This window comes from Spirillospora sp. NPDC046719, from assembly GCF_040645715.1.
Classification (GTDB): Bacteria; Actinomycetota; Actinomycetes; order Streptosporangiales; family Streptosporangiaceae; genus Spirillospora.
Genome location: NZ_JBEYYT010000044.1, coordinates 1 through 23,499, shown reverse-complemented (window position 1 = coordinate 23,499; position 23,499 = coordinate 1). Strand labels below are relative to the sequence as shown.

The 23,499-nt window shown below is 71.7% G+C and carries 18 protein-coding genes and 1 pseudogene; 13 read left to right on the top strand and 6 right to left on the bottom strand.

Annotation, left to right across the window (positions count from 1 at the left end; translation table 11 throughout):
* Window positions 1-141: 141 nt before the first annotated feature.
* From ABZ914_RS11000 to ABZ914_RS10990, 3 genes and pseudogenes are all read left to right on the top strand, one after another.
* Window positions 142-267, top strand: a pseudogene (locus tag ABZ914_RS11000) (IS5-like element ISDge16 family transposase); the annotation flags it as partial.
* Window positions 247-498, top strand: coding sequence for a hypothetical protein (locus ABZ914_RS10995; RefSeq protein WP_500192830.1), 252 nt, complete (start codon window positions 247-249; stop codon window positions 496-498). The pseudogene ABZ914_RS11000 and the gene ABZ914_RS10995, both read left to right, overlap by 21 nt.
* A 164-nt stretch (window positions 499-662) precedes the next feature.
* Window positions 663-1,754 (top strand): serine hydrolase domain-containing protein, encoded by a 1,092-nt coding sequence (locus ABZ914_RS10990; RefSeq protein ID WP_500192829.1) that lies wholly within the window; start codon window positions 663-665, stop codon window positions 1,752-1,754.
* A 17-nt stretch (window positions 1,755-1,771) separates the two neighbouring features.
* Here the strand turns inward: ABZ914_RS10990 and ABZ914_RS10985 are convergent, their stop codons facing one another.
* Window positions 1,772-2,677 (bottom strand): alpha/beta fold hydrolase, encoded by a 906-nt coding sequence (locus ABZ914_RS10985; protein WP_500192828.1) that lies wholly within the window; start codon window positions 2,675-2,677, stop codon window positions 1,772-1,774.
* Window positions 2,678-3,164: 487 nt separating this feature from the next.
* On the opposite strand from ABZ914_RS10985, the gene ABZ914_RS10980 reads away from it, so the two are divergent.
* Together ABZ914_RS10980 and ABZ914_RS10975 are read left to right on the top strand one after the other, a co-directional pair.
* Complete coding sequence (locus ABZ914_RS10980; RefSeq protein WP_500192827.1) at window positions 3,165-4,124, top strand: diacylglycerol/lipid kinase family protein; 960 nt, start codon at window positions 3,165-3,167, stop codon at window positions 4,122-4,124.
* A gap of 205 nt (window positions 4,125-4,329) precedes the next feature.
* Window positions 4,330-4,761, top strand: a complete 432-nt coding sequence (locus tag ABZ914_RS10975; RefSeq protein ID WP_500192826.1) for a hypothetical protein — start codon at window positions 4,330-4,332, stop codon at window positions 4,759-4,761.
* A 155-nt stretch (window positions 4,762-4,916) separates the two neighbouring features.
* On the opposite strand, the gene ABZ914_RS10970 is transcribed toward ABZ914_RS10975, so the two are convergent.
* Entirely contained in the window at window positions 4,917-5,987 is a 1,071-nt protein-coding gene (locus ABZ914_RS10970; protein ID WP_500192825.1) for a hypothetical protein, read from the bottom strand.
* A gap of 219 nt (window positions 5,988-6,206) precedes the next feature.
* Between ABZ914_RS10970 and ABZ914_RS10965 the strand changes: the two genes are divergently transcribed.
* The 8 genes from ABZ914_RS10965 to ABZ914_RS10930 all read left to right on the top strand — a co-directional run bounded on the left by ABZ914_RS10965 (window position 6,207) and on the right by ABZ914_RS10930 (window position 18,272).
* A complete protein-coding gene (locus ABZ914_RS10965; protein WP_500192824.1) occupies window positions 6,207-7,592 on the top strand; it encodes a serine hydrolase in 1,386 nt (461 codons plus the stop codon).
* Entirely contained in the window at window positions 7,589-8,632 is a 1,044-nt protein-coding gene (locus tag ABZ914_RS10960) for a dipeptidase (RefSeq protein WP_500192823.1), read from the top strand. The genes ABZ914_RS10965 and ABZ914_RS10960 overlap by 4 nt, the downstream gene beginning before the upstream one ends.
* Before the next feature lie 172 nt (window positions 8,633-8,804).
* Complete coding sequence (locus ABZ914_RS10955; protein ID WP_500192822.1) at window positions 8,805-10,904, top strand: dipeptide ABC transporter ATP-binding protein; 2,100 nt, start codon at window positions 8,805-8,807, stop codon at window positions 10,902-10,904.
* 64 nt (window positions 10,905-10,968) lie between these two features.
* Window positions 10,969-11,919: an ABC transporter permease gene (locus ABZ914_RS10950; RefSeq protein WP_500192821.1), complete on the top strand. Its 951-nt coding sequence runs from the start codon at window positions 10,969-10,971 to the stop codon at window positions 11,917-11,919.
* Window positions 11,916-12,836: an ABC transporter permease gene (locus ABZ914_RS10945; RefSeq protein WP_500192820.1), complete on the top strand. Its 921-nt coding sequence runs from the start codon at window positions 11,916-11,918 to the stop codon at window positions 12,834-12,836. Before ABZ914_RS10950 ends, ABZ914_RS10945 begins: the two co-directional genes overlap by 4 nt.
* A 182-nt stretch (window positions 12,837-13,018) precedes the next feature.
* Window positions 13,019-14,878 (top strand): ABC transporter substrate-binding protein, encoded by a 1,860-nt coding sequence (locus ABZ914_RS10940; protein WP_500192819.1) that lies wholly within the window; start codon window positions 13,019-13,021, stop codon window positions 14,876-14,878.
* A 29-nt stretch (window positions 14,879-14,907) separates the two neighbouring features.
* Window positions 14,908-16,197 carry an erythromycin esterase family protein gene (locus ABZ914_RS10935; protein WP_500192818.1) on the top strand — a complete coding sequence of 430 codons (1,290 nt, stop codon included), beginning with the start codon at window positions 14,908-14,910 and terminating at the stop codon, window positions 16,195-16,197.
* The gene (locus tag ABZ914_RS10930) at window positions 16,194-18,272 is read left to right on the top strand and encodes a prolyl oligopeptidase family serine peptidase (RefSeq protein ID WP_500192817.1); all 2,079 of its coding nucleotides are present in this window, start codon (window positions 16,194-16,196) and stop codon (window positions 18,270-18,272) included. Before ABZ914_RS10935 ends, ABZ914_RS10930 begins: the two co-directional genes overlap by 4 nt.
* On the opposite strand, the gene ABZ914_RS10925 is transcribed toward ABZ914_RS10930, so the two are convergent.
* The 4 genes from ABZ914_RS10925 to ABZ914_RS10910 all read right to left on the bottom strand — a co-directional run bounded on the left by ABZ914_RS10925 (window position 18,250) and on the right by ABZ914_RS10910 (window position 23,275).
* On the bottom strand, window positions 18,250-19,914 hold the full coding sequence (locus tag ABZ914_RS10925) for a PucR family transcriptional regulator (protein WP_500192816.1): 1,665 nt from the start codon (window positions 19,912-19,914) through the stop codon (window positions 18,250-18,252). The two genes, ABZ914_RS10930 and ABZ914_RS10925, sit on opposite strands and share 23 nt — an antisense overlap.
* A 91-nt stretch (window positions 19,915-20,005) precedes the next feature.
* Entirely contained in the window at window positions 20,006-21,118 is a 1,113-nt protein-coding gene (menC, locus tag ABZ914_RS10920) for an o-succinylbenzoate synthase (RefSeq protein ID WP_500192815.1), read from the bottom strand.
* Window positions 21,115-22,002, bottom strand: coding sequence for a GNAT family N-acetyltransferase (locus ABZ914_RS10915; RefSeq protein ID WP_500192814.1), 888 nt, complete (start codon window positions 22,000-22,002; stop codon window positions 21,115-21,117). The genes menC and ABZ914_RS10915 overlap by 4 nt, the downstream gene beginning before the upstream one ends.
* Window positions 21,995-23,275: a M20 family metallopeptidase gene (locus tag ABZ914_RS10910; protein ID WP_500192813.1), complete on the bottom strand. Its 1,281-nt coding sequence runs from the start codon at window positions 23,273-23,275 to the stop codon at window positions 21,995-21,997. Before ABZ914_RS10910 ends, ABZ914_RS10915 begins: the two co-directional genes overlap by 8 nt.
* Between the last annotated feature and the right edge of the window lie 224 nt (window positions 23,276-23,499).

The window sequence follows — 23,499 nt, the reverse complement described above, 5'->3', positions numbered from 1 at the left end:
GACCGGCCTGTTCATGAGCCAGCCCGGCCGCGACGCGATGGCCGACGGACTTCCCCTCGCAACCACCCACCGGGCTCGGATCGTGAAGGGTCTGCAGGCCCAGGCCGAGGCGGTGGGGTTGATCTGCTGGGAAGTCAGCGACGGCGCGGTTCGGCGGGCGGACGCCATCCAGCGTTCGACGCTGATGATTACACGGCTAGACACGCCGTCGAGTGCGGCATCGACCGGCTCAAGCGGAACCGGGCGGTGGCCACCCGCTACGACAAGTCGGCGGTCCGCTCCGAAGCGATCGGCGACCTCAACCTCACTGACAACACCTTCATCACCATCGAACCACTCGTAGATGCCCCTGCCTGGTACGCCTCGATCTCCTTGCTGGACGAAGGCGGCTACGAAGTCGAGTACCGCGACGCCCGCCGCAGCGACCACCAGCTGACCACCGAAACCGACCCAAGCAAGATCGCCAAAGACGCCATCCTCTGGCTGGCCCACCGATAGCGCAGCCAACCAGCACGCCCAACGACTCCAGGTCCTTAAAGAACCGCATCCCAGTGATTTGCGGCTGTGCAGAGTGACGATCTTGAGTCTGCCGTTGTCTGGTCCGGATGGGGTAGCTTTGCGCTCTCTGGGCGTGTGTCGGTGACGGGCGAGTCGAGGCGGGCGTGGTCGACTGGACGGAGTGTCCGCCGGAGCAGGTCGGCGTCGACAGCGCCGGCCTTGCTCGCGCGTTGGAGCTGGTTGCGGCGCGGCGGGCAGCCGCCCAGATCTGCGTCCTACGCGACGGCCGGGTCGTGCTCGATCGCTCGGTCGCGTGTCGGTCTGACTCGCTGTTCTGGATCTTTTCGGCCAGCAAGCCGTTCGTCGCGCTTCTGGTGCATCAGCTCGCCGAGCAGGGCGCGCTGAACCTGGACGACGCCGTGGCCGCGTATTGGCCGCAGTTCGGCCGGCATGGCAAGGACCGCATCACCATCCGGCAGGTGCTGCAGCACCGGGCGGGTGTTCCCCTGTCCAGCAGCATGCTCGGCGACGCGCTCGCGATGATGAGCTGGGAGCGGGCGGTACGCCACGTCGAGCGGGCCCGGCCCCGATGGCCGCCCGGGCAGGTCCCCGCGTACCACGTCATCAGTTACGGTGTCATTCTCGGGGAGCTCGTCCGTCGAGTCGGCGGCGTCCCGGTGTCAGACGCCCTCACCGCCGGGTTGCTCCGGCCGCTCGGCCTGCACGACACCTACCTCGGCCTGCCCGATCATCTGTGGTCTCGGCACATCCCGGTACGTGCCAGTGCCCTGGTGGATCAGATCGTCCGTGTCGGCCTCAATCGGCCCGCGGCACGGCGGGCGGTGGTCCCCGCGGCGGGGATATCCACCACGGCCCGGGACCTCGCACGGTTCTACCAGGCGCTGCTCCAGGGCGGCGAGTTGGACGGCGTGCGCGTCGTCGACTCGGCGACGATCGCGCAAGCCACCCTGCCGTCGAGCGAGGGCGAGACGGATCGGCTGCTCAACCTACCGATCCGGTGGTCACAGGGCTTCCAACTCGGCGGACCCAGGCCAGGCGCCCGTGGCAGCCCTCCGATGGGCAGGCTGAGCAGTCCCCGCACGTTCGGCCATAACGGCAGCAACTGCTGCATCGCCTGGGCCGACCCGACCCGGCGGCTCGTCTTCGCATACCTGACCGCCCTACTGCCGCCCAGACGCGAGGGCGCGGACCACATCAGCAGCGTGAGCGACGCCATCAACGCAGCCTGTAGATAAGAAGGTGTCTTCGACCTTCAACGATCCGGAAAAGGTTCGAAGACACCTTCTGAGCCGGCGGCGCCTCCGAGGAAGCCGGCGATCGCGTCGGCCACCGCGGCGGGCGCCTCCTCGGCCATGTGGTGCCCGGAGTCGATGGCGTGGCCGCGCACATCGTCCGCCCAGGCCCGCCAGATCCGCACCGGGTCGCCGTAGACGTCCTCCAGGTCGTCCTTCGCCGACCACAGCACCAGCGTGGGGCACCGGACGCGGCGTCCGGCGCTCCGGTCCTCCTCGTCGTGCCGCCGGTCGATGCCCACCCCGGCCCGGTAGTCCTCCAGCATCCCGCGCACCGTCTCCGGGTCGTGGATCGCGTTCTGGTAGTCGGCCCACGCCTCCGGCGCCATGTGCTCGTCGGTCGCGGTGTACCAGGCGTCGGGGTCGGCGTTGATGACCCGTTCGGCGGGCTTGTCGGTCTGGGCGAAGAACCACCAGTGCCACCAGGCCGCCGCGAAACGGGCGTCGCAGCGCTCCAGGTGCTCGACTACCGGCAACCCGTCCATGGCCACGAGGCCGGTGACGGCCGACGGATGGTCCATCGCGGTCCGGAACGCCACGAGCGCGCCCCGGTCGTGACCGGCCACCGCGAACTCCGTGTGGCCGAGCGCACGCATCAGGCCCACCACGTCGCGGGCCATCGCGCGCTTGGAGTACGGCGCATGCTCGGCGTCGGTAGGCGGCTTGGACGACTCCCCGTAGCCCCGCAGGTCCGGGCACACGACGCTGAAGCGCTCGGCGAGACGAGGCGCGACCTTGTGCCAGGTGGAATGCGTACGGGGATGCCCGTGCAACAGCAGCACCGGCGGCCCGGAACCGCCATGCCGCACCCGCAGCGTCACTTCCCCGACTTCGATTCGATCCAGCTCGAACCCGTCAAAGAACATCCAGGCGCATTACCCGTGCGCCCCCTCTGATAACCGCCCTACGCGGGCTCGCGCAACGCCGCGCCCTCACGCCGATCCGAGGGTCCTGGGCCGATCACGACCGCGCCGGGCTCGTCGAGCAGCACGATCAGCCGGACGGCGCGGGCCGCTGCTTGGGTCTGATGCTGCCATGGTCCTCACAGGCGACGACAGGATCTCGACCGCACGCGGCCGGATCGTGTCAAGGGTGTGTCGTTGCGCAGCGGTCCGATCCGGTGGGGCTTCAAAAGGGCCCGCTGGGCGGCTTCGACCACCGAGCGCGCCTGGCCCAGGGCGCGCTCGCGGCGATGCGCGTGCATTTACCACGGTTTGGCAGGTTTCGACGAGAGGGGCCGCGTCGAGTCCATTCCGGGTGCTCCGTTCCTTCCGCTCCGCCTATGGCCGGTTACCACCGCCACGGCGGGCAGGACTCGGGTGGCAGACCACAGCAGGCCGACAGGGAGGCGGGATGAGCCCGTCCAAGGAGAAGCTGGCGCGCCATGGGTGGCGGCCTTCAGACCCGCCTCGGCGGCCGGTGTTGCTGGTCAACCCGCGATCGGGGGATGGCGTGGCGGCCCGTGCCGGGGTCGCCGAGCGGGCCCGGGAGCGGGGCATCGAGGCTGTCATCCTGTCGCCGGGGCAGAGCTTGACGGCGCTGGTGCGGGAGGCGGTGGCAAGCGGCGCGGACACGCTGGGGATGGCCGGTGGCGACGGGTCGCTCTCGGTCGTGGCGGCGGCCGCCGCCGCGCATGGGCTGCCGTTCGTGTGCGTCCCGGCCGGGACCCGCAACCATTTCGCCCTCGACTTGGGCGTGGACCGGCGCGATGTGCTCGGTGCGCTGGACGCCTTCACCGACGGCGTGGAGCGCCGGATCGATATGGCGCAGGTGAACGACCGCCCGTTCCTTAACAACGTCTCACTCGGAATCTACGGTGAGGCGGTCCGGCGAGCGGCCTATCGCGATGCCAAGGTGCGCACCCTCGTGGAGACCGCCGAGCAAGTGCTCGGCCCGAGCGGGCCGGCACCCCGGCTGCAACTGGTCGACGACGCCGGGCGACTGCATGCTCGGCCCGCTGTGGTGCTGGTGTCCAACAACCCCTATGCGCTGGATCAACCGCTGGCGCCGGGCACCCGGCCCGCGCTCGACAGCGCCCGGCTGGGCATTGTGGTTCTGGACGCTCCGGAGAGCGGCCCGCGCCCGGCAGGACGCGCCTGGAGCGCGCCCTACGTGGACGTCAGTGCCCCCGCACCGATCCATGCGGGCATCGACGGAGAAGCGGTCGAGTTGAGCCCGCCGCTGAGGTTCGCGACCCGACCGGCTGCGCTGCGCGTGCGGATCTCCTCCCGCCATCCGGGTGCCTCACCGGCAGCGGGCTTCCCGCCCGCAGGGCATCCCGCCCAGGCACGCCGCCCGCCCTTCACCCGGTAAAGCTGGCCAAAGACGGGATTTTGCCCGATGTGGGGCCGGATGGGGCTAGTGAGCTCCCCCTGCCGCCTCGATGCTGTAAGTAGGCGCGGCCGGCTGGCCGCCACCGGCACCAGGTGCCACCGGTTCATGCAATCCACCTGCAAGACAACAGCTCATAGCAGCCTCAATCAGCCTTGAGCAGCATCGACACGATGGAGGGGCAGTCATGGACTTCCAGGAACGACTGGAGACGATGCAGCAGCGCATCGCGGCTGCGAAGTCGGAGGTGCAGGCCGCCACAGGCGAGTCCCGTCAGCAACTGTCCGAGCGCATCGACCAGATCCAGGCAGATCTCGCCCGGACCAGCAGCGACGCGCAGCGGAAGGCCGATCAGGCCACCGCAGACACACAGAGCAAATGGGCTCAGCTGAAGGCCGACGCCGACGCCAAGATGGACGACATCAGAGCCAAGACCAACGAGCGCAACCGGCAGCGGGACGCCAAGCTCGCCGCCCACGAAGCGAACTGGGCCGAGACCGATGCCGCCAACGCCGCGGATTTCGCCGAATGGGCGTTCAACAACGCCGAACTCGCCATGCTGGACGCGATCGACGCCCGCATCTACGCCGACCAGCTCGCCACTTCGGCACACAGCTAGGTCCTGTTTCCTGAATCGCGCGCTGCTTGGCGCGCAAGCCTGCCGCGCAAGCCCGACCGATCACCGGCCGCTGAACCGTCGCGGCGGCCGCGCCGAGCACGCCGCGACGGACCGGGGCCGGACACAAAGGACGGCCCCCAGGGTTCGCGCGCCCGTCAGCCGGGGGCGCTGAGGGGCAGGGGCTGGTCGGGCCCTAGTACGGTCGCCAACCGATGTGCGGCGTGCTCGTAGCGGGTACGAAGGCGAGGAAGAGCCGCGAGCCGAGAAGATGGGGATGGTCGCTGCTCAGTTTCCGCGACTGGGCGGCGACCACGGTCTCCAGAAGCCCGACCGCCTCGTCCGCGTGGCCGGCCGTGGTGAGCGCCGAAGCCGGCCCGGCCCGGGCCCGCAACGTCTCGGCCGCGTCCTTTCCGGCCGGTGTCCTCGTCGGCGATCCGCTCGACGAACACCAACCGCAGCGCGGCGGCCTCGATCAGCGACGCCAGGGCACCGTCACGGGCGGCCCCGTCCCGAACCACCCGGCGTACCAGGCGGTGCACCAGCACGGTCGATCCGTCCTGGGAAAAGGCCACCAGCGACACCGCGCCCAGTTCGGCGAGTGCACCGGTGGCTTCTGGTCCCAGAATCTCCTGGCTCACCCCCGACGTCGAGAACACCGCCAGTTCGCCGAGGAGCCTGCGGGCCTGTGGACCGACGCCGTCCAGCGCCAGCGTGATCGCCTGCCCGACACCGCGCGGATACGGCTCGCCTCTCGGCCGATCCAGCAGGACCTCCACCGGGGTGGAGCGGACCTGTGTCAGGTAGGCGGCGTAGCCGACGCGCGGCGGGCCGACGAGCGCGGCCGCGGCGATCGACAGTGCCAGCGGGAGCCGGTCCAGCTCGTCGATGAGCTCACCGATCAGCTCCTCGTCGCCCATCACACCTACCCGATCGTGCAGGTACCGGCGGGCCTCACCGGCGGTGAACCGGGTGACCGGCAGCGGTGCCGCGATCCGCTCGAAGGCGAGGTCAATCGTCGTGATCAGCACCCGAGCGCCGCCCTGGGCGGGCAGAAAGGGGGTCAGTACGTCGGGGTCGTCGGCGTTGTCCAGCACCACCAGGTAGGACTCCTGCCGGTCCTCCAGCCAGGCCCTGAGCTTGCGGACGACCGCCGAGGAGTCATCGGCTGCGCTCCGGAGCCCGAGCTCGGCTCCCATCAGGTGCAGCGATGCGGTCAGCTGCCCCACGGTTTCGGCGTGCAGCCAGGCGACGGGGACTCCTCGGTCGGCGCAGTCCCTGGCATACGCTGCGGCGACCTGAGCTGCTTGCCGGGCCATCGTTCTGTTGCCGGCTCTTCAGGGCTTGGTCGGATCCACGAACCGGCGGGCCGTTCGCGGTGGCAACGGACGAAAAGCGCGGTTCCCTCCAGCTCTATGTTCGTCCGGAGTCGAGCGAGGAGGGCACCAGTGTCGGAGCTGGCTGAGATCGGCGCGTGGCTGCGATACCGGTTGCCGGACCTGCTCGCCGAGAACCGGGTGCCCGGGGCGGCGGTGGCGGTCTGCGCCGGCGGCGAGACGGTCGACGCCGCGGCCGGGGTACTGAACACGGTCACGGGCGTCGAGGCCACGGTCGACTCCCTCTTCCAGATCGGTTCGATCACGAAGGTGCTGACCGCGACGCTGGCCATGCAGCTGGTCGACGACGGGATGCTGGACCTCGACGCTCCGGTGCGGACGTACCTGCCCGGGTTCCGGATCGGCGACGAGCGGGCGGCGGAGCGGATCACCGTGCGGCACCTGATGTGCCACGTCGCGGGTTTCGAGGGGGACGTCTTCACCGACACGGGCAAGGGCGACGACTGCCTCGAGAAGTACCTGGGCGTCCTGCACCAGGTGCCGCAGCTGTTCGAGCCCGGCGAGATGTTCTCCTACAACAACGCCGCCTACTGCGTGCTGGGCCGGATCGTCGAGGTCGTACGGGGAAAGCCCTTCGACGCCTGCATGAGGACGCACCTGTTCGCGCCGCTGGGCCTGGTTCACGCCGCGAATGATCCGTACGAGGCGATCATTCACCGCACGGCGGTGGGGCACATCGAGCGGACGCCGGGTGCCCGGCCCGACCCTTCCAGCGTGTGGGCGCTGGCGCGCTCGAACGCGCCGGCCGGGTCGATGCTGGCGATGAGCCCTCGCGACCTGCTGGCCTTCACCCGCATGCACCTCGCCGGCGGGCTCGGCCCGGGCGGCGGCTCCGTGCTGAGCCCGGCGAGCGTCAGGGCCATGCGGCAGCCGCAGGTCGGACTGCCCGACATCGACCAGGGCACCGGCCGGGGCTTGGGATGGGAGCTCTTCGATCTCCCGGGCGGCACGGTCTTCGGCCACGACGGCAACACCATCGGCCAGTCGGCGTTCCTGCGCGCGGTCCCGGGGCGCGACGTGGCGGTGGCGATCGTCACCAACGGCGGCTCGCCGAAGCCGGTGCAGGCCGAGATCGCGGGCCGTGTGCTCCGCGAGCTCGGCGGTGTCGAACCGCCGGCGCAGCCCACGCCCGACCCGGCCGCGCCTCCGCTGAACCCGTCCAGGTACGTCGGCACCTACAAGTCGAGCACGTGCGAGACCGCGGTGAGCCGGGACGCGGACGGGCGGCTCTGGCTGGAGCGCACTCCCACCGGAATCACCGCCGAGCTGGGCGACGCACCGTACCGTACGGAGCTGGTCGCCTGGCGCGGCGACGCGTTGCTGCCGGTCGAGCCCGAGCGCGGCGTCCGTGCGCCGCTCGCGTTTCTCGGTGACGACGGAGAGGGACGCGCGCTGTTCCTGCACACCGGCCGCGCCGACAGGCGCGTGTCGCCGTGAATGGCCTGCACAGGCGCGCCTTCGTCGCCGACATGCACAACGACCTGCTGTGCGCGGTGGTCGCCCGGCCGGTCGACCGCTGGGCCGCGTTCTTCCGAGAGCGCTGGCTGCCGCAGCTGCGGGCCGGCGGGGTGAACCTGCTGACGCTTCCGGTGTTCGTCGAGGACCCGTACCGCCCCGAGGGCGCACTGCGCCGGACGCTGCGCATGATCGAGGCGGCGCACCGGCTCGCGGCCGGCAATCCCGACGCCGTCGCTCTGTGCCGCGATGGTGCGCAGGTCGACGGCGTCCACGCGGAGGACCGGATCGCCCTGATCCTGGCGCTGGAGAGCGCTCCCGGCGTGGGCGAGGACGTGGAGTTGCTGGAGACGCTGTTCCGGCTGGGCGTCAGGATCGCGTCCCTGGCGCACTTCGGTCGCACCGCACTGGCCGATGGCAGCGGGGAGGACCGGACCGGTGGCCGGCTCACCCGCGCCGGGGTCGCGGCCTTGGCCGAGATGGAACGCATCGGCATGCTCTTCGACGTCAGCCACCTCGGTGCCGCCGGCGTCGAGCACGTCCTGGAGCTGGCGTCGCGGCCCGTGATCGCGACGCACTCCTCGGCGCGGGCGCTCCTGGACCACCACCGGAACCTCACGGACGAACAGATCGATGGCATCGCCGCAGGCGGTGGCATCGTGTGCGTCAACTTCTTCGCTCCGTACCTCCACGAGAACGACCACTCGATCGACCGGTTGATCGACCACCTCGAGCACGTCGCCGGCGTGGCCGGTGTCGAGCATGTCGGCCTCGGCCCCGACTTCATCAAGGAGGTGCTCGCCGACACCACTCCTCCATGCTGCGAACGCGCCTTTGTGGAGGGGGTGCCCGCCGACGCGTACCTGCCCGGATTGGAGGGGCCGGCGGGGTTGCCGCTGGTGACCGAGGCGATGCGGCGTCGTGGCTGGCCTGAGGACGACATCGTCGCGGTCCTCGGGGAGAACGTGCGGCGACTGCTCCGAACCGAACTCGGCCGGCCCGCCGCCCTCGCCACCGCCTGAGCCGCGCCCCGCGCGCGCAGCGCGCATTTCGGTGTGCGCGGCTCGGGCGGTTTCGTGTGCTTCCCACCGCCCTGACCTCAGATGATCACTTCGTGCGGCCGGACGAACGCGGTCCTGAAGGTTCGAAGCGCACGACGAACGCCACCAGGGGCCCGCGCCCCACTATCGTCGGGTGGCTAAGGAAAGCGCTGCCGCGCGTACGGCCGATGGTTCCGAGGACGCGCGCGGGCCCGGGAACGGCGATCGGGTACTGACGATCCGCGATCTGTCGGTCGAGATCCGCCGAGGCGAACGGGTCGTCCGCCCGGTCTCGGACGTCGGCCTGGTACTGGACCGCGGTGAGACCCTGGGGATCGTCGGTGAGACCGGGTCCGGCAAGTCCATGACGGGTCTCGCGATCATGGGCATGCTGCCGGCCGGCGGCCGGGTGACCGGCGGATCGATCGACCTCGGCGGCGAGGAGCTCGTCGGGCTTCCCGCCGCGCGGTACCGGGCCGTTCGCGGCAACGACATCGCGATGGTGTTCCAGGACTCGATGACGGCGTTGAACCCGACTCGGCGGATCGGCGAGCAGGTCGCCGAACCGGTGCGTCTGCACCACGGCGCGTCGAGGCGGGCCGCGCGCCGGATCGCCGAGGAGATGCTCGCCCTGGTCGGGCTGCCGCGGCCGGCCGAGCGGATGGACGACCATCCGCACCGGCTCTCGGGAGGCATGCGGCAACGCGTGATGATCGCGATGGCGCTGGTGTGCGAGCCGCGGGTCGTCATCGCCGACGAGCCGACCACGGCGCTCGACGTCACGATCCAGGCGGAGATCCTCGACCTCCTCGACGACCTCAGGTCCCGGCTGGGCATGTCGATGATCCTCATCACGCACGACATGGGGGTGATCGCCCGGCATGCCGACCGCGTCGGGGTGATGTACGCCGGTCGGCTGGCCGAGTCCGGGCCGACTTCCGTGCTCTTCGGCCGGACGCGGCACCGCTATACGCACGCGCTGCTGTCCTCGATCCCGTCGCTGACCCACGACCGGCGCGAGGAGCTCTTCAGCATCCCGGGCGCGCCGCCGGACCTGACCGTGGCACAGGCGGGCTGCCCCTTCGCGCCACGCTGTGACGCCGCGACGGATCGGTGCCGTAAGGAGCACCCGGCACCGACGGCGGACGAGGACGGCCATGCCCATGCGTGCTGGCATCCGCCCACCGGCCCGACGGCGCCGGTCCACGCGCGGTTCGCCGCCCCGCCGGCGATCCACGCCGAACGAGGAGAGGTGCCACGGCTGCGCGCCGTCGACCTCGAGCGCGAGTACCCGGCGGGCGGTGCGGGTCTCTTCGGCGGGCGCCGTACCGTGAAGGCGGTTTCCGGCGTGAGCTTCGATGTGGCGGCCGGCGAGACGTTCGGGCTCGTCGGGGAGTCGGGCTGCGGCAAGTCCTCCCTGGGCAGGATGCTCGTGGCCCTGGACCGGCCGACATCCGGCGAGGTGATCTTCGACGGCGAGCCGGTCACCGGGCTGGGCGCACGCGCGCTCGGGCCGCGCCGCACTCGGCTGCAGATGATGTTCCAGGACTCGAACGCCTCCCTCGACCCCCGGATGCGCATCGGCACGATCCTGCGCGAGCCCCTGGCGATCCAGGGCGTCGGCAGGCGCGCCCAGCGGACCGCTCGCGCCCGCGAGCTGCTGTGGGACGTCGGCCTGCCCGCGAGCGTCATGGAACGCTACCCCCACGAGCTCTCCGGAGGGCAACGGCAGCGCGTGGGCCTGGCCCGCGCGCTCGCCCTGGAGCCGAAGGTGCTGGTCGCCGACGAACCGGTCAGCGCGCTGGACGTCTCCATCCGCTCCCAGGTCCTCAACCTGATGCGCCGCGTCCAGCTCGAACGGGGGCTCAGCAGTGTGGTGATCTCACACGACCTCGCGGTCGTGCGGTACCTGGCGGACCGGGTCGGTGTCATGTACCTGGGCAAGCTGGTCGAGACGGGCACCACCGAGGAGGTGTACGGCGCCGCCGCGCATCCCTACACCGCGGGGCTGCTCGCGGCGGTCCCGGAGGCGCACCCGGAGGAGCGGCGTCCCCGGGCGGGCGCGCGGGTGCGAGGCGAGCTGCCGAGTTCCATCGATCCGCCCAGCGGCTGCCGGTTCCGCACCCGGTGCGCGCTGGCGACCGAGCTGTGCGCCGAGACGGAGCCCCCCTTGACGCCGGTCACCGACACCCACCAGGTCGCCTGCCACTACCCGTTGCAGCCCGAGCAGTCAGCGGAGCCGACGACGCGATGACGCATTCCAGGTACGCACCGGCACGGACACGCGCGCAGATCTCGCGGAGAGGGGATTCGCACAGATGACTTGGTACGTGGTCCGGCGCGTGGCGATCTCGCTTCTCGTCCTGCTCGGGATCTCCGCGGTGGTGTTCTTCCTCCTGCACCTCGTCTCCGACAGCCCGGGGCGCGTCGTCCTGGGGCAGCGCGCCTCGCCCCAGGCGGTGGCGGACTTCGACCGGTCACACGGGTTCGACCGCCCGGTCGTCGTGCAGTACGTCAGGTACCTCGGCCAGCTCGCGCACGCGGACCTGGGGAGGTCCTACAAGCTGAACGCGGATGTGGGCACGCTGTTGCAACGCAACGCCGGCCGCAGCGCGATGCTGTCATCGGCCGGCCTGGTCCTGGCGCTCCTGATCGCCGTCCCGCTCGGCATCCTGCAGGCGGTGAAGCGCAACACCGTCATCGACCGGGTCGCCACGGCGGCGTCGTACGTGCTCTACGCGACGCCGTCGTTCCTGCTGGGATTGATACTGATCGCCGTCTTCAGCCAGTCCCTGCCGGTCTTCCCGGCCGAGGCGTCCCAGTCGCACTCGCCATGGGTGATCTTCACCGATCCGCGGGCCATGGCGCTTCCCGTCATCACGCTCGCCGCCACCGGCGTCGCGATCTTCTCCCAGTACCAGCGCTCGTCCGCCCTCGACCAACTCGGCCAGGACTACATCAGGGTCGCGCGAGCCAAGGGACTTCCGGAGCGACTGATCCTGGTACGCCACCTGCTGCGCAACGCCTGCCTGCCGCTGATCACGCTGGTCGGCACGCTCGTCCCCACGCTCCTGGCGGGGAACCTGATCGTCGAGTCGCTCTTCAACTATCCCGGCCTGGGACTGCTGTTCCTCAACAGCCTGCAACGCGAGGACTACCCGGTGCTCCTCGCCTACACCCTCATCGGTGGCGTCCTGACCGTGGCCGGCAACTTCGTCGCCGACCTCGTGGTCGCGGTCGCCGACCGCCGAATCGAGCTGAGAAAATGACCTCACGACGTGTGGACGCCATGACCACCGCGACGGACGCCGCGGCAGCGGCCGAGCCCGAGGTCGCGAAGGCGGGACATCCCGCGGCGCGGTCGGTGCTGCGTCGCCTGCGGCGGAACCCGCTCGGTCTCACCGGCGGCCTGCTCCTGGTCCTCCTCGCCGGGACCTGCTTCCTCGGCCCGCTGCTCTACCGCACCGACCAGACCGCCGTGGACCCGCTCAACGCGGCCCTGCCCCCCGGCCCGGGACACCCGCTCGGGACGGACACGAACGGGTTCGACGTGCTGGGACGGCTGATGGAGGGCGGCCAGGTGTCCCTGCAGATCGGGCTCCTCGCCGCGCTCTTCGCGACCACGATCGGCACCGTCTACGGCGCCGTCGCCGGACTCGCGGGGGGAGTGGTCGACGGGATCCTGATGCGCCTGGTCGACGTCATGCTCTCGGTGCCCTTCCTGTTCTTCGTCCTGATCCTTTCGGCGCGGTTCCACGCGAACGCGCTGTCGCTCAGCCTCGTCATCGGCGGGTTCTCCTGGCTCGTCTCCGCCCGGCTGGTCCGTGGTGAAGTGCTGACGCTGCGGGTACGGGAGTTCGTGCTGGCCGCGCGGGTGATGGGGTCGTCCCGCCGGCGGCTCGTCCTCACGCATCTCATCCCGAACGCGCTCGGCGTGATCATCGTCAACATCACCTTCCAGGTCGCCGACGCGATCCTCGTCGTCGCCGCCCTGGGATTCCTGGGCTTCGGCCTGACGTACCCCACCGCGGACTGGGGCAGCCAGCTCGCCAGCGGCGTCACCTACATCTCCGCGGGCTACTGGTGGCTGATCTACCCCGTCGGCGGCTGCATCATCCTCACGGTGCTGGCGCTCAACCTGCTCGCGGACGCGCTCCGGGACGCGGTCGGGAGACGGGCCGACTGAGGGACGGACGCAGCCCGACCTGTGCGGCGTGACGAATGCGGGCGCCGGAAATCGTCGGGTCCACCGAACCAGCGCCGGATGCCGGTGAGACATCGTCGACCCACAGCGCGGAGGCTCGGCCCCGCACCCCCCCCTTGCCTCCCCCCTCGGCGCATCTCCATCCCACATGCAGGGAGCCATCAATGACGCAAGTGTCCGGTAAGCAGCGAGGACGCATCTTCGTAGCGCTCACCCTGGTCGCCGTGCTCGTCACGGCGTGCAGCGGCGCGGGCAGCGCGACGAAGGACGCCGCCCGCAGCTACGACACCCTGCCGAAACAAGCGGGCCACCCCAAGAACGGCGGGACGGTCACGGTCGCGTTGACCCCCGGCCTCAGCCCCAATTTCATCTACCCCTACCCGCCGGCGTCCGCCAACGGGACCGTCATCGGCCGCGGGCTGATGTGGCGTTCCCTCTACCGGCCCAGCGGAGAGGGCGACAAGATCGTGGACGCCGGGTCGAGCCTGGCCGAGGACCCCGCCTACAGCCCCGACCGCAAGACCGTGACCATCAAGATGAAGGACTACAAGTGGTCCGACGGCGCGCGGGTCACGGCCGGGGACGTCGTCTTCTCCCTCGCCCTGCTCAAGGCCGCGCTCGCGGAGAGCCCGGCCAACTGGAGCTTCTACACCCCGGGCCAGTTCCCTGACGGAGTCACCGCGAAAGCCGCCACACCGGACACGCTCACTCTCGAGCTGAAGACCGCGTACAACCCGTCGTACCTGCTCTCCATGCTGACGCTGCTGTACGTGATGCCCTCCACCCGGTGGAACATCGCCCGCGCCGGAGGGCCGCACCTGGACTACACGAAGCCGAAGAACGCGACGGCGATCTACAAGTACCTCACGAAGGAGTCCGGGTCCCAGTCGACGTTCGCGAGCAACCCGCTCTGGCAGGTGGTCAACGGCCCGTACCGCCTCAAGAGCTTCGACTCGACGACCGGTTCGTTCTCTCTGGTCCCCAACAAGTCCTACAGCGGCCCGGGCACGTCGCGGCTCGACCGGATCGACTTCAAGGCGTTCACCTCGGCCGCCGCGGTGCTCAACCAGTTCAAAGCCGGCAACCTGACCGTCGGCACGCTGGACTCCGGCTTCGTCGCCCAGATTCCCGCGCTGAAGGCGAAGGGGTACAACGTCTACGGCGCCCCTGCGCCCGCCAGGTTCGACTCGCTGACCATCAACTTCAAGAACACCGTCAACAACTTCGGCAAGGTCATCTCGCAGGCGTACGTCCGGCAGGCCCTGCAGCGCCTGATCGACCAGCGGGGCTACATCGCCAGCAGGGGCATCTACAACGGTGCCGGCTCCCTGAACTACAGCACGGCGGGCAGCGACTCCCCCTACCCGCCCCGTTTCGGTGACAACCCGCCCTATCCGCACGACCCCGCCGCCGCCGAGAAGCTGCTGACCGACAACGGCTGGAAGGTGGTGCCGGACGGATCCACCACCTGCGTGCGCCCCGGCACCGGGCCGGGGGAGTGCGGCGCCGGCATTCCGCAGGGCCAGACGATCAGCTTCACCCTGGCCTCCGCGAACACCCCGGCCTATGTCGGCGCCCGCGACGTCGCGTTCGCGTCGGCCGCCAAGAGGCTCGGTATCGAGGTCAAGATCGTGACCAAGGCGCTCAACTACATGTACGCCAACTACGGCAACACCTTCGCGCCCGCAAAGAAGAACGAGTGGGCGATGCAGGACAACGGGTCGCTGTACCTCGCGGCCGGGTACCCGAGCAGCAACACGGTGTTCAACACGGAGGGCAGCTTCAACCTGGGCGGCTTCCAGGACGCCGAGGCGGACAAGCTGATCGACGCGTCGACGTTCGGAGCGGACGCGAAGGTCCTGTCGACCGAGGTGACCCGCCTCGCCGAGGACCTGCCCGTGCTCTTCCTCCCGACCCCCCACACCCTGGTCGTGTGGAAGGACACCCTGTCCGGTCCGCCGGCGTCGTTCAAGGCCCTGCTCAGCTTCCTGTACACGCCGGAGCAGTGGTACTTCCACGGCTAGTCCGGCTCCACCGGCTTCAAGGAGCACCCGTGATCCCCGACGTGGGCGCGTTCGCCCGGCCGATCCGCCGGACCGACCCGGACGCCGTCGACCTCGATGACGTCGAGACGGTGCGTGACCTGGTCGGCGATGCCCGGGTGGTGGCCATCGGCGAGGGCGCGCACGGCATCACCGAGTTCTACGAGCTCAGGCACCGGCTCTTCCGGATCCTCGTCCGGGAACTCGGGTTCACCGGCTTCGTGATGGAGTCCGGTTTCGCCGAGGGGCTGGCCGTCGACGAGTGGATCCATGGAGGACCGGGGCGGCTCGAGGCGGTCGCCCGCGACGGCATCACCTACCGGTTCGGCGAGTGCGAGCCGATGCGGCGGCAGCTGCGCTGGATGCGCCGCTGGAATTCCGCGAGCCCGGCGAAGGTCGCCTTCTACGGGATGGACCTTCCCGGCTCGTCCACGTCACCCGGGCCGGCGGTCCGCGCCTGCCTCGACCGGATGCCGGGACTCCCCGGTGACGAGGAGCTCCTTCGCCTGAGCGAGCTGGGAGGCCGGACGGAGGCGGCGGTCCGCTTCGAGGCCATGCCCGGCGCCGACCGCGCCCGGTTGCTCGAAGGCCTCCGCGAGGTGGGGGAGCGGGCGCTCCTGCTCGACGACGAGGTCCTGCGCCGGTGTGCGGATTCGCTCCGGGCGTTCGTCGAGGAGCTGGACGCGCCCCCGGCGGGTCCCTACCCGCGGGACGTGTTCATGGCGGAGACCGTGAGCTGGATCCTCCGCCGAGAACGGCGCATCGTCGTGAGCGCGCACAACGCGCACGTCCGACGTTCGCCGTTGCTGGACCGGACGATGATGGGGGGCCTGCTCTCCGCCTCCCTGCGAGCCGACCTCGTCGTCATCGGGATGACCTACGGCTCCGGTCCGGAGGTCCGGTTCACCCAGCGCTCCCCGCGCCCGTTCGACTGCGACGTCTCCCTTGGAGCGCGGAGCCTGCCGCCGAACTGCATCGAGGCGCGGCTGGACCGCATCGGCCCGCCCGTGGCCGTCGTGGATCTCCATCGTGCGCCGAGCGGGCTCTTCGACGGCGCCGACGGCACGCTCGCCAACGGCGGTCTCGATCCCGTCGACGACTTCCCGGCCGCCTACGACGCGTTCATCCACGTCCGCCGGGTCACCCGGGTCCCCGGTGCGTTCGAGCGGCTCCGCGCGGAGTTCGACGCAGCCGCGGAGTTCGACGCGGCCGCGGGGCCGGACGCAGCCGCGGGGCCAGACGCGGCCGCGGGGCCAGACGCAAAGCAGTCCGCGCACGATGAGGAGACGGAGGCACCGTGACCCTTCCCTATCCGCCCACTCGTACGGTCGGGGTCGTCGCTGACGTCGCGGGCGTCCGCGTGCCGGACCCGTACCGCTGGCTGGAGCGGGAAACCGACGAGGTGCGGCGATGGCAGCGGCGGCAGGCCGAACTCGCCACCGCCGTCATCTACGACGGGCAGGACCCCGCGGCCGTCCGTGACCTGGTCGAGGCGTACCACGGCGGGTCCCGCCCGGCCCTGCCGAGATGCGCGGCCGGCCGCTGGTTCCGCGCCGTGACCCCGCCGGACGCCGCGGCGCCCCTGGTCGTCGTCGCCGACCGGCCGTTCGGCACGGGACGGCCGGTGGCGGACCTGGCCGAGTTCGGCGGCGAGGAGAACCCGGCGGTCCTGTCCTGGCTGGCCCCGGCGCCGGACGGCCGCGTCCTGGCCCTGGGCGTCTGCGCCGACGGCAGCGAGCACAACACCATCCGGCTCATCGAGGTCGACTCGGGGCGGGTGCTCGACGGCGCGCCGGAGCAGGTCCTGCACAGCGCGTGGGCCGGCGGTGTCACGTGGCTGCCCGACAGCAGCGGCTTCTACTTCTTCGCCCTCACCGGCTCACCGCGGGAGTTCCGGCAGGCGGTCTTCTTCCACCGGCTCGGCACGCCGGACACCACCGTGGAGCCGATCCCGGTCGGGGAAGGCTCCCGGGAGTACACGCTCGTCCAGATCTCGCCGGACGGCCGGTGGGCCGTCGCCGCCCATCGAGTGGGCAGCCCCATACCCGTCGCGGTTCGCGACCTGTCCGAGCCCGGGACGGCGTGGCGACCCTTCGTCACCGCCTGCCCCGGGACGGTCGCCGGCCACATCGTCGGCGACCACTACATCGCCGTGACCGATGTCGCCGCCCCTCGCGGGCGGGTGGTCGCCATCCCGCTCGACGCGGCGGACGCCGACGACCCGGCGGAGTGGACGGAGCTCGTCCCGGAAGGCGACACGGTGCTGCGGTCCCTCTTCCCGGTCGGCGAGCACCTGTACCTCAGCGAGTTCGACCAGACGTTCGCCAAGGTCCGGATCATCGATCGCTCGGGCGCCACCAACGGAGAGGTCCCCCTCCCCGGCCGCGGGGCGCTCGCCGCCCCCTTCTTCCCGCTGACCGCCCTGGCCCTCGGCGCTCCCGCGGACGATTTCGTCTTCGCCTTCTCCACGCTGACCAGCTCCTGGGGCGTCTACCGGCACCGCCCGGGCGAGGCGGAGCTCGAGACGCTGTCGGCCCCGGCGGTCACCCTCGACGCCGAGCTGGAAGCGGGGTGTGCCGTCGCGCCCGACGGCGCCGCGGTCCCGTACCACGTGGTGCGCCCGGCCGGGAGCGACCCGGCGCGCCCGGCGCCGGCACTGATCTCCGCGTACGGCGCGGCGAACGTGCCCCTCCTGCCCCAGTACCAGCCCGACATGGCCGCCTTCGTCGCCGCCGGCGGCGTCCTCGTCCAGGCGTACCTGCGCGGGGGCGGCGAGTTCGGCCGGGACTGGCACCGGGCCGCGCACCGGGAGCGGCGACACGTCCGCGACGCCGACCTCGTCGCGGTCGCCGAGCACCTCATCGCCGAGGGCGTCACGACCGCCGGCCGGCTCGCGCTGACCGGCGGATCCGACGGCGGGCTCATGTGCGGGGTCGCCGTCACCACGCGGCCCGACCTGTGGCGTGCCGTGCTGCCGCGGGAGCCCCTGCTGGACCTCGTCGGCGGCACCCGCGACCCCTATCTCGACTTCGTCATCCGCAAGGCCTGGGCGGACCCGGACGATCCGGCGGAGGTGCGCCGGCTCCTCCGGCTGTCGCCGTACGAGCTGGTCGCCCCCGGTGTCTTCCCGGCGGTCTACATCCAGGCCGGGGCGACCGACCCGCGGTGCCGGCCCTGGCACGCGCGCAAGTTCGCCGCACGGATGCAGGCCGCCCAGGAGGGGGAGGCGCCGATCCTGCTGCACGTCTTCGACAACGCCGGCCACGGCGCGGCGACCTCCCATGACGTCGCGGTCGCGCAGGACGCCGAATGGTTGGCGTTCCTTGTCAGGACGCTCGGCCTGTCGGGCCGTCTCAGTCGTCCGGGACCGACCTGATGGACATCAGGCGCAGTTGCAGCATGGCCGAGAGGCGCGCGTTCGAGTCGTTGAGGTCGATGCCACCGACCTCGGCCGCGCGCCGGAGCCGGTAGCGGAACGTGTTGGGGTGCACGAACATCGCGGCGGAGGCCACCGCGACGTCGCCGAAGGCGTCGAGCCAGGCACGCAGCGTGTCGACCAGACTGGTCTGGTGCTCCGCGTCGTAGGCGGCGATGCGCGCGATGGGGCCGCTGGGGAGGTCTCCGCGTGGGACGAGATCGGCGAGTTCGAGCAGCAGCGCCTCGACGTGGACGTCGTCCAGCCGGGCCACCTGCCGCCCGGCGACTCCGGACCGCAGGACGCGCAGCGCCCGATCGGCCCCCGACCGCGATCGGGCGAGCGCCGAGCTGTCCGGGGCGAGCCGTCCCACCCCGATCAGCGGGCGCAGGCGGGACCCGACGCGGGCGAGGAACTCGGTGGCGATCAGGACCGCGCGCTCCTCGGCCTCCTGCCGGCTCTGCGGAAAGGGGAGGATGCCGTAGGAGACGTCGCCGATCAGCGCGGCGGCGGCGCGCGGGTGCATGGCGGACAGGTGCATGGCGAAGGCGTCGGCGAGCCGCTTCCGCTCGGTGGCCAGCTGGGCGGGCAGGGGTTGCTCGGTGGCCGAACCGACGACGGTGAGGGCGAGGACGACGGCACGCTCGTCCTTCAGGCCGAGGCGGCGGACCGCCTCCAGCGACTGCGGCCCGCCTTCGAGGGCGGTGCTCAGCAACTCCGCCCGCAGCCGCCGCTCCATGTCCGCGTCGGCGCGGTGCCACACCATGTGCATCGCGACGAGCTTGGACGCCTCGTAGAGCGCTTGGCCGCGCTCCTCGCTGAGGGGCTCGGGGACCATCACCCAGATCGTGCCGAGGATCTCGTCCCCGGCGCGCACCGCGATCGCCGCGCGGGGCAGCGCGGGCGGTTGTTCCGCGTCGCCCGTCCTCGGCAGCGGCGCCACGAAGACGGGGCCGTCGCTGCGGTAGATCGCCTGGAACACCCCGCGCTCCTCCAGGATGCGGGTGTACCGCTCCGGGACCTGCCGGCCCAGGATCGTCTGGACCCGGGACAGGTCCGCCTCCTCCTGCCGGCTCGAGAAGGCCAGCAGGCGGGAGTTGCGGTCCTCGATGGTGACGGGCGCGCCGAGCAGCGCGGCGATGGCGTTGGCGACCGCGAAGAGATCGCCGGACGGGATCCGGCCGAACGCGTGGGCGTCGGTGTCGTGCAGGCCGCTGTCGGCGGTCAGGCTCCGGAGCATCCCCGCCAGGTGCGTCCACGATGCGCCCCGGGCGAACGCGAGGACCGCCACCCCCGACTCGCGCGCCGCCGCGACGAGCCGTTCGTCGGGTGCCACGGGCGCGCGGACCACCAGCCCGGCCGCGCCGCGCCGCCCGAGCCGGGTCACCACCCGCGCGATGTCGGCGGGGTCATGCAGGCCGACGCCCAGCACCAGCGCGTTGTCCGGCAGTTCCGGCTCGTCGAGCGGGTCGTGGATGACGACGCCGCCGATGTCGCCGGCGAGTTCGACGTCGCCGCAGACCACGTCGAGCAGCGTGGTTCCGAGTTCCTCCAGGACGCGCGCGAGGCTGGCTCGCGGGAGGCCGGTCACGGGTGCGGGCATGCGCCCGAAGCTAGCGCGGCACGTGGAGGTCGCCGTTCGTTCTGCATGACGAAATCACGCTATCCGATCTGTCGAACAGAACAAAAGGGAATCACTTTGCGGCGATCGGCACCCATTTCGTCGTGACCGTGACGGCATCCAGGATGTCCGGGATCGGGGTGACGCCGAGTCCCGGTCCGGTCGGCACGGCGAGGTGCCCGTCCTCGAGGCGGAACGGCGGCGTGATGTCGGTCCGGTAGTAGCGGTCGGACGCGGAGGTGTCGCCGGGCAGGAGGAACCCGGGCAGCGCGGCGAGCGCGACGTTGGCGGCGCGCCCCAGGCCCGTCTCGAGCATGCCGCCGCACCAGACCGGGACGCCGTGCGCCGCGCAGACGTCGTGGATCCGCCGGGCTTCGAGGTAACCGCCCACGCGGCCCGGCTTGATGTTCACCACCCGGCAGGCTCCGAGCGCGATCGCGTCGGCGGCGGCGCGGGCCGAGACGATCGACTCGTCGAGGCAGATCGGTGTGGTGATCCGCGTGGCGAGGTCCGCGTGTCCGAGGAGGTCGTCCTCCGCCAGCGGCTGCTCCAGCAGGAGGAGGCCGAACGGGTCGAGCCGGGCCAGGTGCCGGGCGTCGCCGCGCTGGTAGGCGGTGTTGGCGTCGACCTGCAGCAGGATGTCGCCGAACCGTTCGCGCACGGCGCGGACCGGCTCGACGTCCCAGCCGGGTTCGATCTTCAGTTTGATCCGCAGGTAGCCCGCCTCCAGGTATCCGGCGACCGTGTCGAGCAGGGCGGGGATCGACTCCGCGATCCCCACGGACACCCCGCACGGCACGGTGTCGCGGACGGCGCCGAGGGCGTGGCCGAGAGCGACGCCGCGGGAACGGAGATCCGCGTCCAGGACCGCCATCTCCAACGCGGCCTTGGCCATGCGGTGGCCCTTGTAAGGGGCCAGGGCCGGGGCGACCTTGTGCGCGTCCAGGTCCGGCACCCCGGCCAACGCCGGCACCAGGAAACGTCTCAGGACGTCGGCGGAGGCGTGCGTGTACTCCGAGGAGTACAGGGGCGCCGTCCCGGCGCCGCATTCGCCCCATCCCTCGGCCTCGTCGGTGACGGCGCGGAGCAGCAGCGCCCGCCGCACGGTCTCCGTGCCGAACGACGTCCGGAAGGGCGACACGAGCGGCACCTCGATGGTGCGGATCTCGACCCCGGTGAGCTTCACTCCGCCTCCCGCCTGTCCAGGACGTACCAGCCCGTCCGGTCGAATCCGCGCACCCGCGCGCCGTCCGCGATCAGCCCGCCGAGAACCTCCCGTACCGCCGTGCGCCACTCCGCGGCGCAGGCCGGGTCGCTCACCCGCAGGGCCTCGACGTCGCCGGGGACGCCGACGATCACGGTGCGCGCGCCGGCGTGCCCGACGACCGGGCCGCCCGCGGCGGAGGCGCTCAGCGCCACGGCCGCCCCCGCCGCGCGGGCGGCCCCCGCATCGGTCATCCTGGGCCCGCCGTCGCAGGCCGCCTCGACCTCGGGCGTCTCCAGCCGCCACCGGACCAGGACCCGGTCGGTGGCGTCGCTGCGGTTGATGTCGTCGTCCATCGGACCGTAGAAGTTCGCCAGGTACTCGGCCGGATCGGCGGCCAGCTTGGCGATGTTGAAGTACGCGTTGCGGCGCACCAGGGGATCGTAGGTCCAGCAGATCTCGCGGACGCCGCGCAGCATCGCCCAGGCACGCTGGTGCAGCTTCAGCGCGAAACCGACGTTGCGTCCCTGCGTGTGCGCCAGCACCCCGGCGATATGACTGTGCAGGGCCTCGCGCGCCGGCGGGGAGAAGAAGCCGAAGCAGGCTCCCACCAGCTCCCCGTCGTCGAAGGCGCCGCTCACGTAGCCGCCCGCCTTCGTCATCGCGCGCAGCAGGTCGGCCGTCACCGGAGGATTGTTCTCTCCCGTGCGCCAGATGTGCTCGTACAGGCGGCGGACGGCCTCGAGCTCGCCGACCCTGTCCAGGGGGCGGATGCCGACGCCCGCGGCTCGCGCGGCGGCCTCGGCCGCGGCGCACGCCGCGTCGACGGGCGGGGACTCGCGACGGTCGCGGATGAGATCAGTCACGCCGGCCATGCTCGCAGCCGGCGCCGTCCCGCGGATGGTCCGCGAGCACCGGACGGCGGGGCCCGGTTCGTCCGGACGGACGACTCTCCGCCGCCAGCAGTTCGGCGACCAGCGCGGTGAGCAACCGCGTCCGCTTCGGCAACTCCGCCACGACCAGGTGCTCGTCATCGGCGTGCGCGCCGCCGCCGACCGCCCCCAGTCCGTCGAGGGTGGGCGTGCCGACACCCGCGGTGAGGTTCCCGTCGGAGGCGCCGCCGACGGCGACCGAGGCGAGCGGGCCGACCCCGAGGTCGTCCGCGAGCCGGGGCGCGCGCGCGATCAGGTGCTTCGAAGCCGCCGCGGGGAGCGGCGGCCGGTTCGGGCCGCCCCTGACCTGCACAGCGGCGCCCGGCAGGCCCGGCCGCAGGGCCTGCATCGCCCTGTGGACGCGGTGCTGCTCGGCGGCCGCCCCCGCCCGGACGTCGACGTCGAAGCGTGCCGATCCGGGAACGGTGTTCGCCGTGGTGCCCGCCTCCAGACGGGTCGGCGTGACGGTCGTGCCCAGCGCGGGATCGCTCAGCGTCGCCACGGCCGTGATCTGGCGGGCCGCCTCGACCGTCGCGTTGACGCCGCGCTCCGGCTCCAGGCCGGCGTGCGCGGCCCTTCCCCGCACCAGCACCTCGTAGCGCGACACGCCCTTGCGCTCGGTCTTCAGGGCCCCGCCGGGCCCGGCTGCTTCCAGCACCAGTGCGGCCGCGCACCGCCGCGCCTCGTTCTCGATGAGCCGCCGTGACGACGGCGACCCCGGCTCCTCGTCACCGGTGACGAGGAGGGTCACGCCGTCCAGGTCGTCCAGCGCCGCCAACGCGTGGAACGCCATCGCCAGCCCCGCCTTCATGTCGAAGCATCCCGGTCCGCGCAGCACCCCGTCGCGGACCTGGAACGGGTGCGTCTCCAGCGAGCCGATCGGCCACACCGTGTCGTGGTGCCCGATCAGCAGGACGCGCGGTTCGGCGCCGAAACGCCAACGGAGATGGGTGCGCCCGTCGATGACGACCCGCTCCGCCTCGGCCTCCAGGTGCCGGGCGCCGATCTCGGCGACCACCTCCGCGCTGCGGGCGACCGCGGCCAGATCGTCGGACGGGGATTCGCAGCACACCAGCCGTTCGATGTCGGCGATCAACGCGGCCTCGCGCGCCTGTTCGCGGGCCGCGGGCCGAGCCCCGGCCCGTCGCTTGTCGCGGTTCGCCGCGGCACGGCGTTCTGTCAGGGCGGGCACCTCTGGTCGACGCATCGCCCAAGCATCGCGAGCCGCACCGCGAGCGGACCTGTTCTGTCGGCCAACGTCGGCGCGCGAGGTTGGGACGCGGCGATGAAACCGAGCAGAGGCCGACACGGAGAGTGCCGATCCGAGGGCGCGCACGGAGGGCCGGCGGGTCCGCTCACGGCCCGCCGAGGGCTTTGGGCTTCGTCGTGGGCGATCTCGGTGAACAGCCGGGCCGCCCGCCCGTCCCCGGC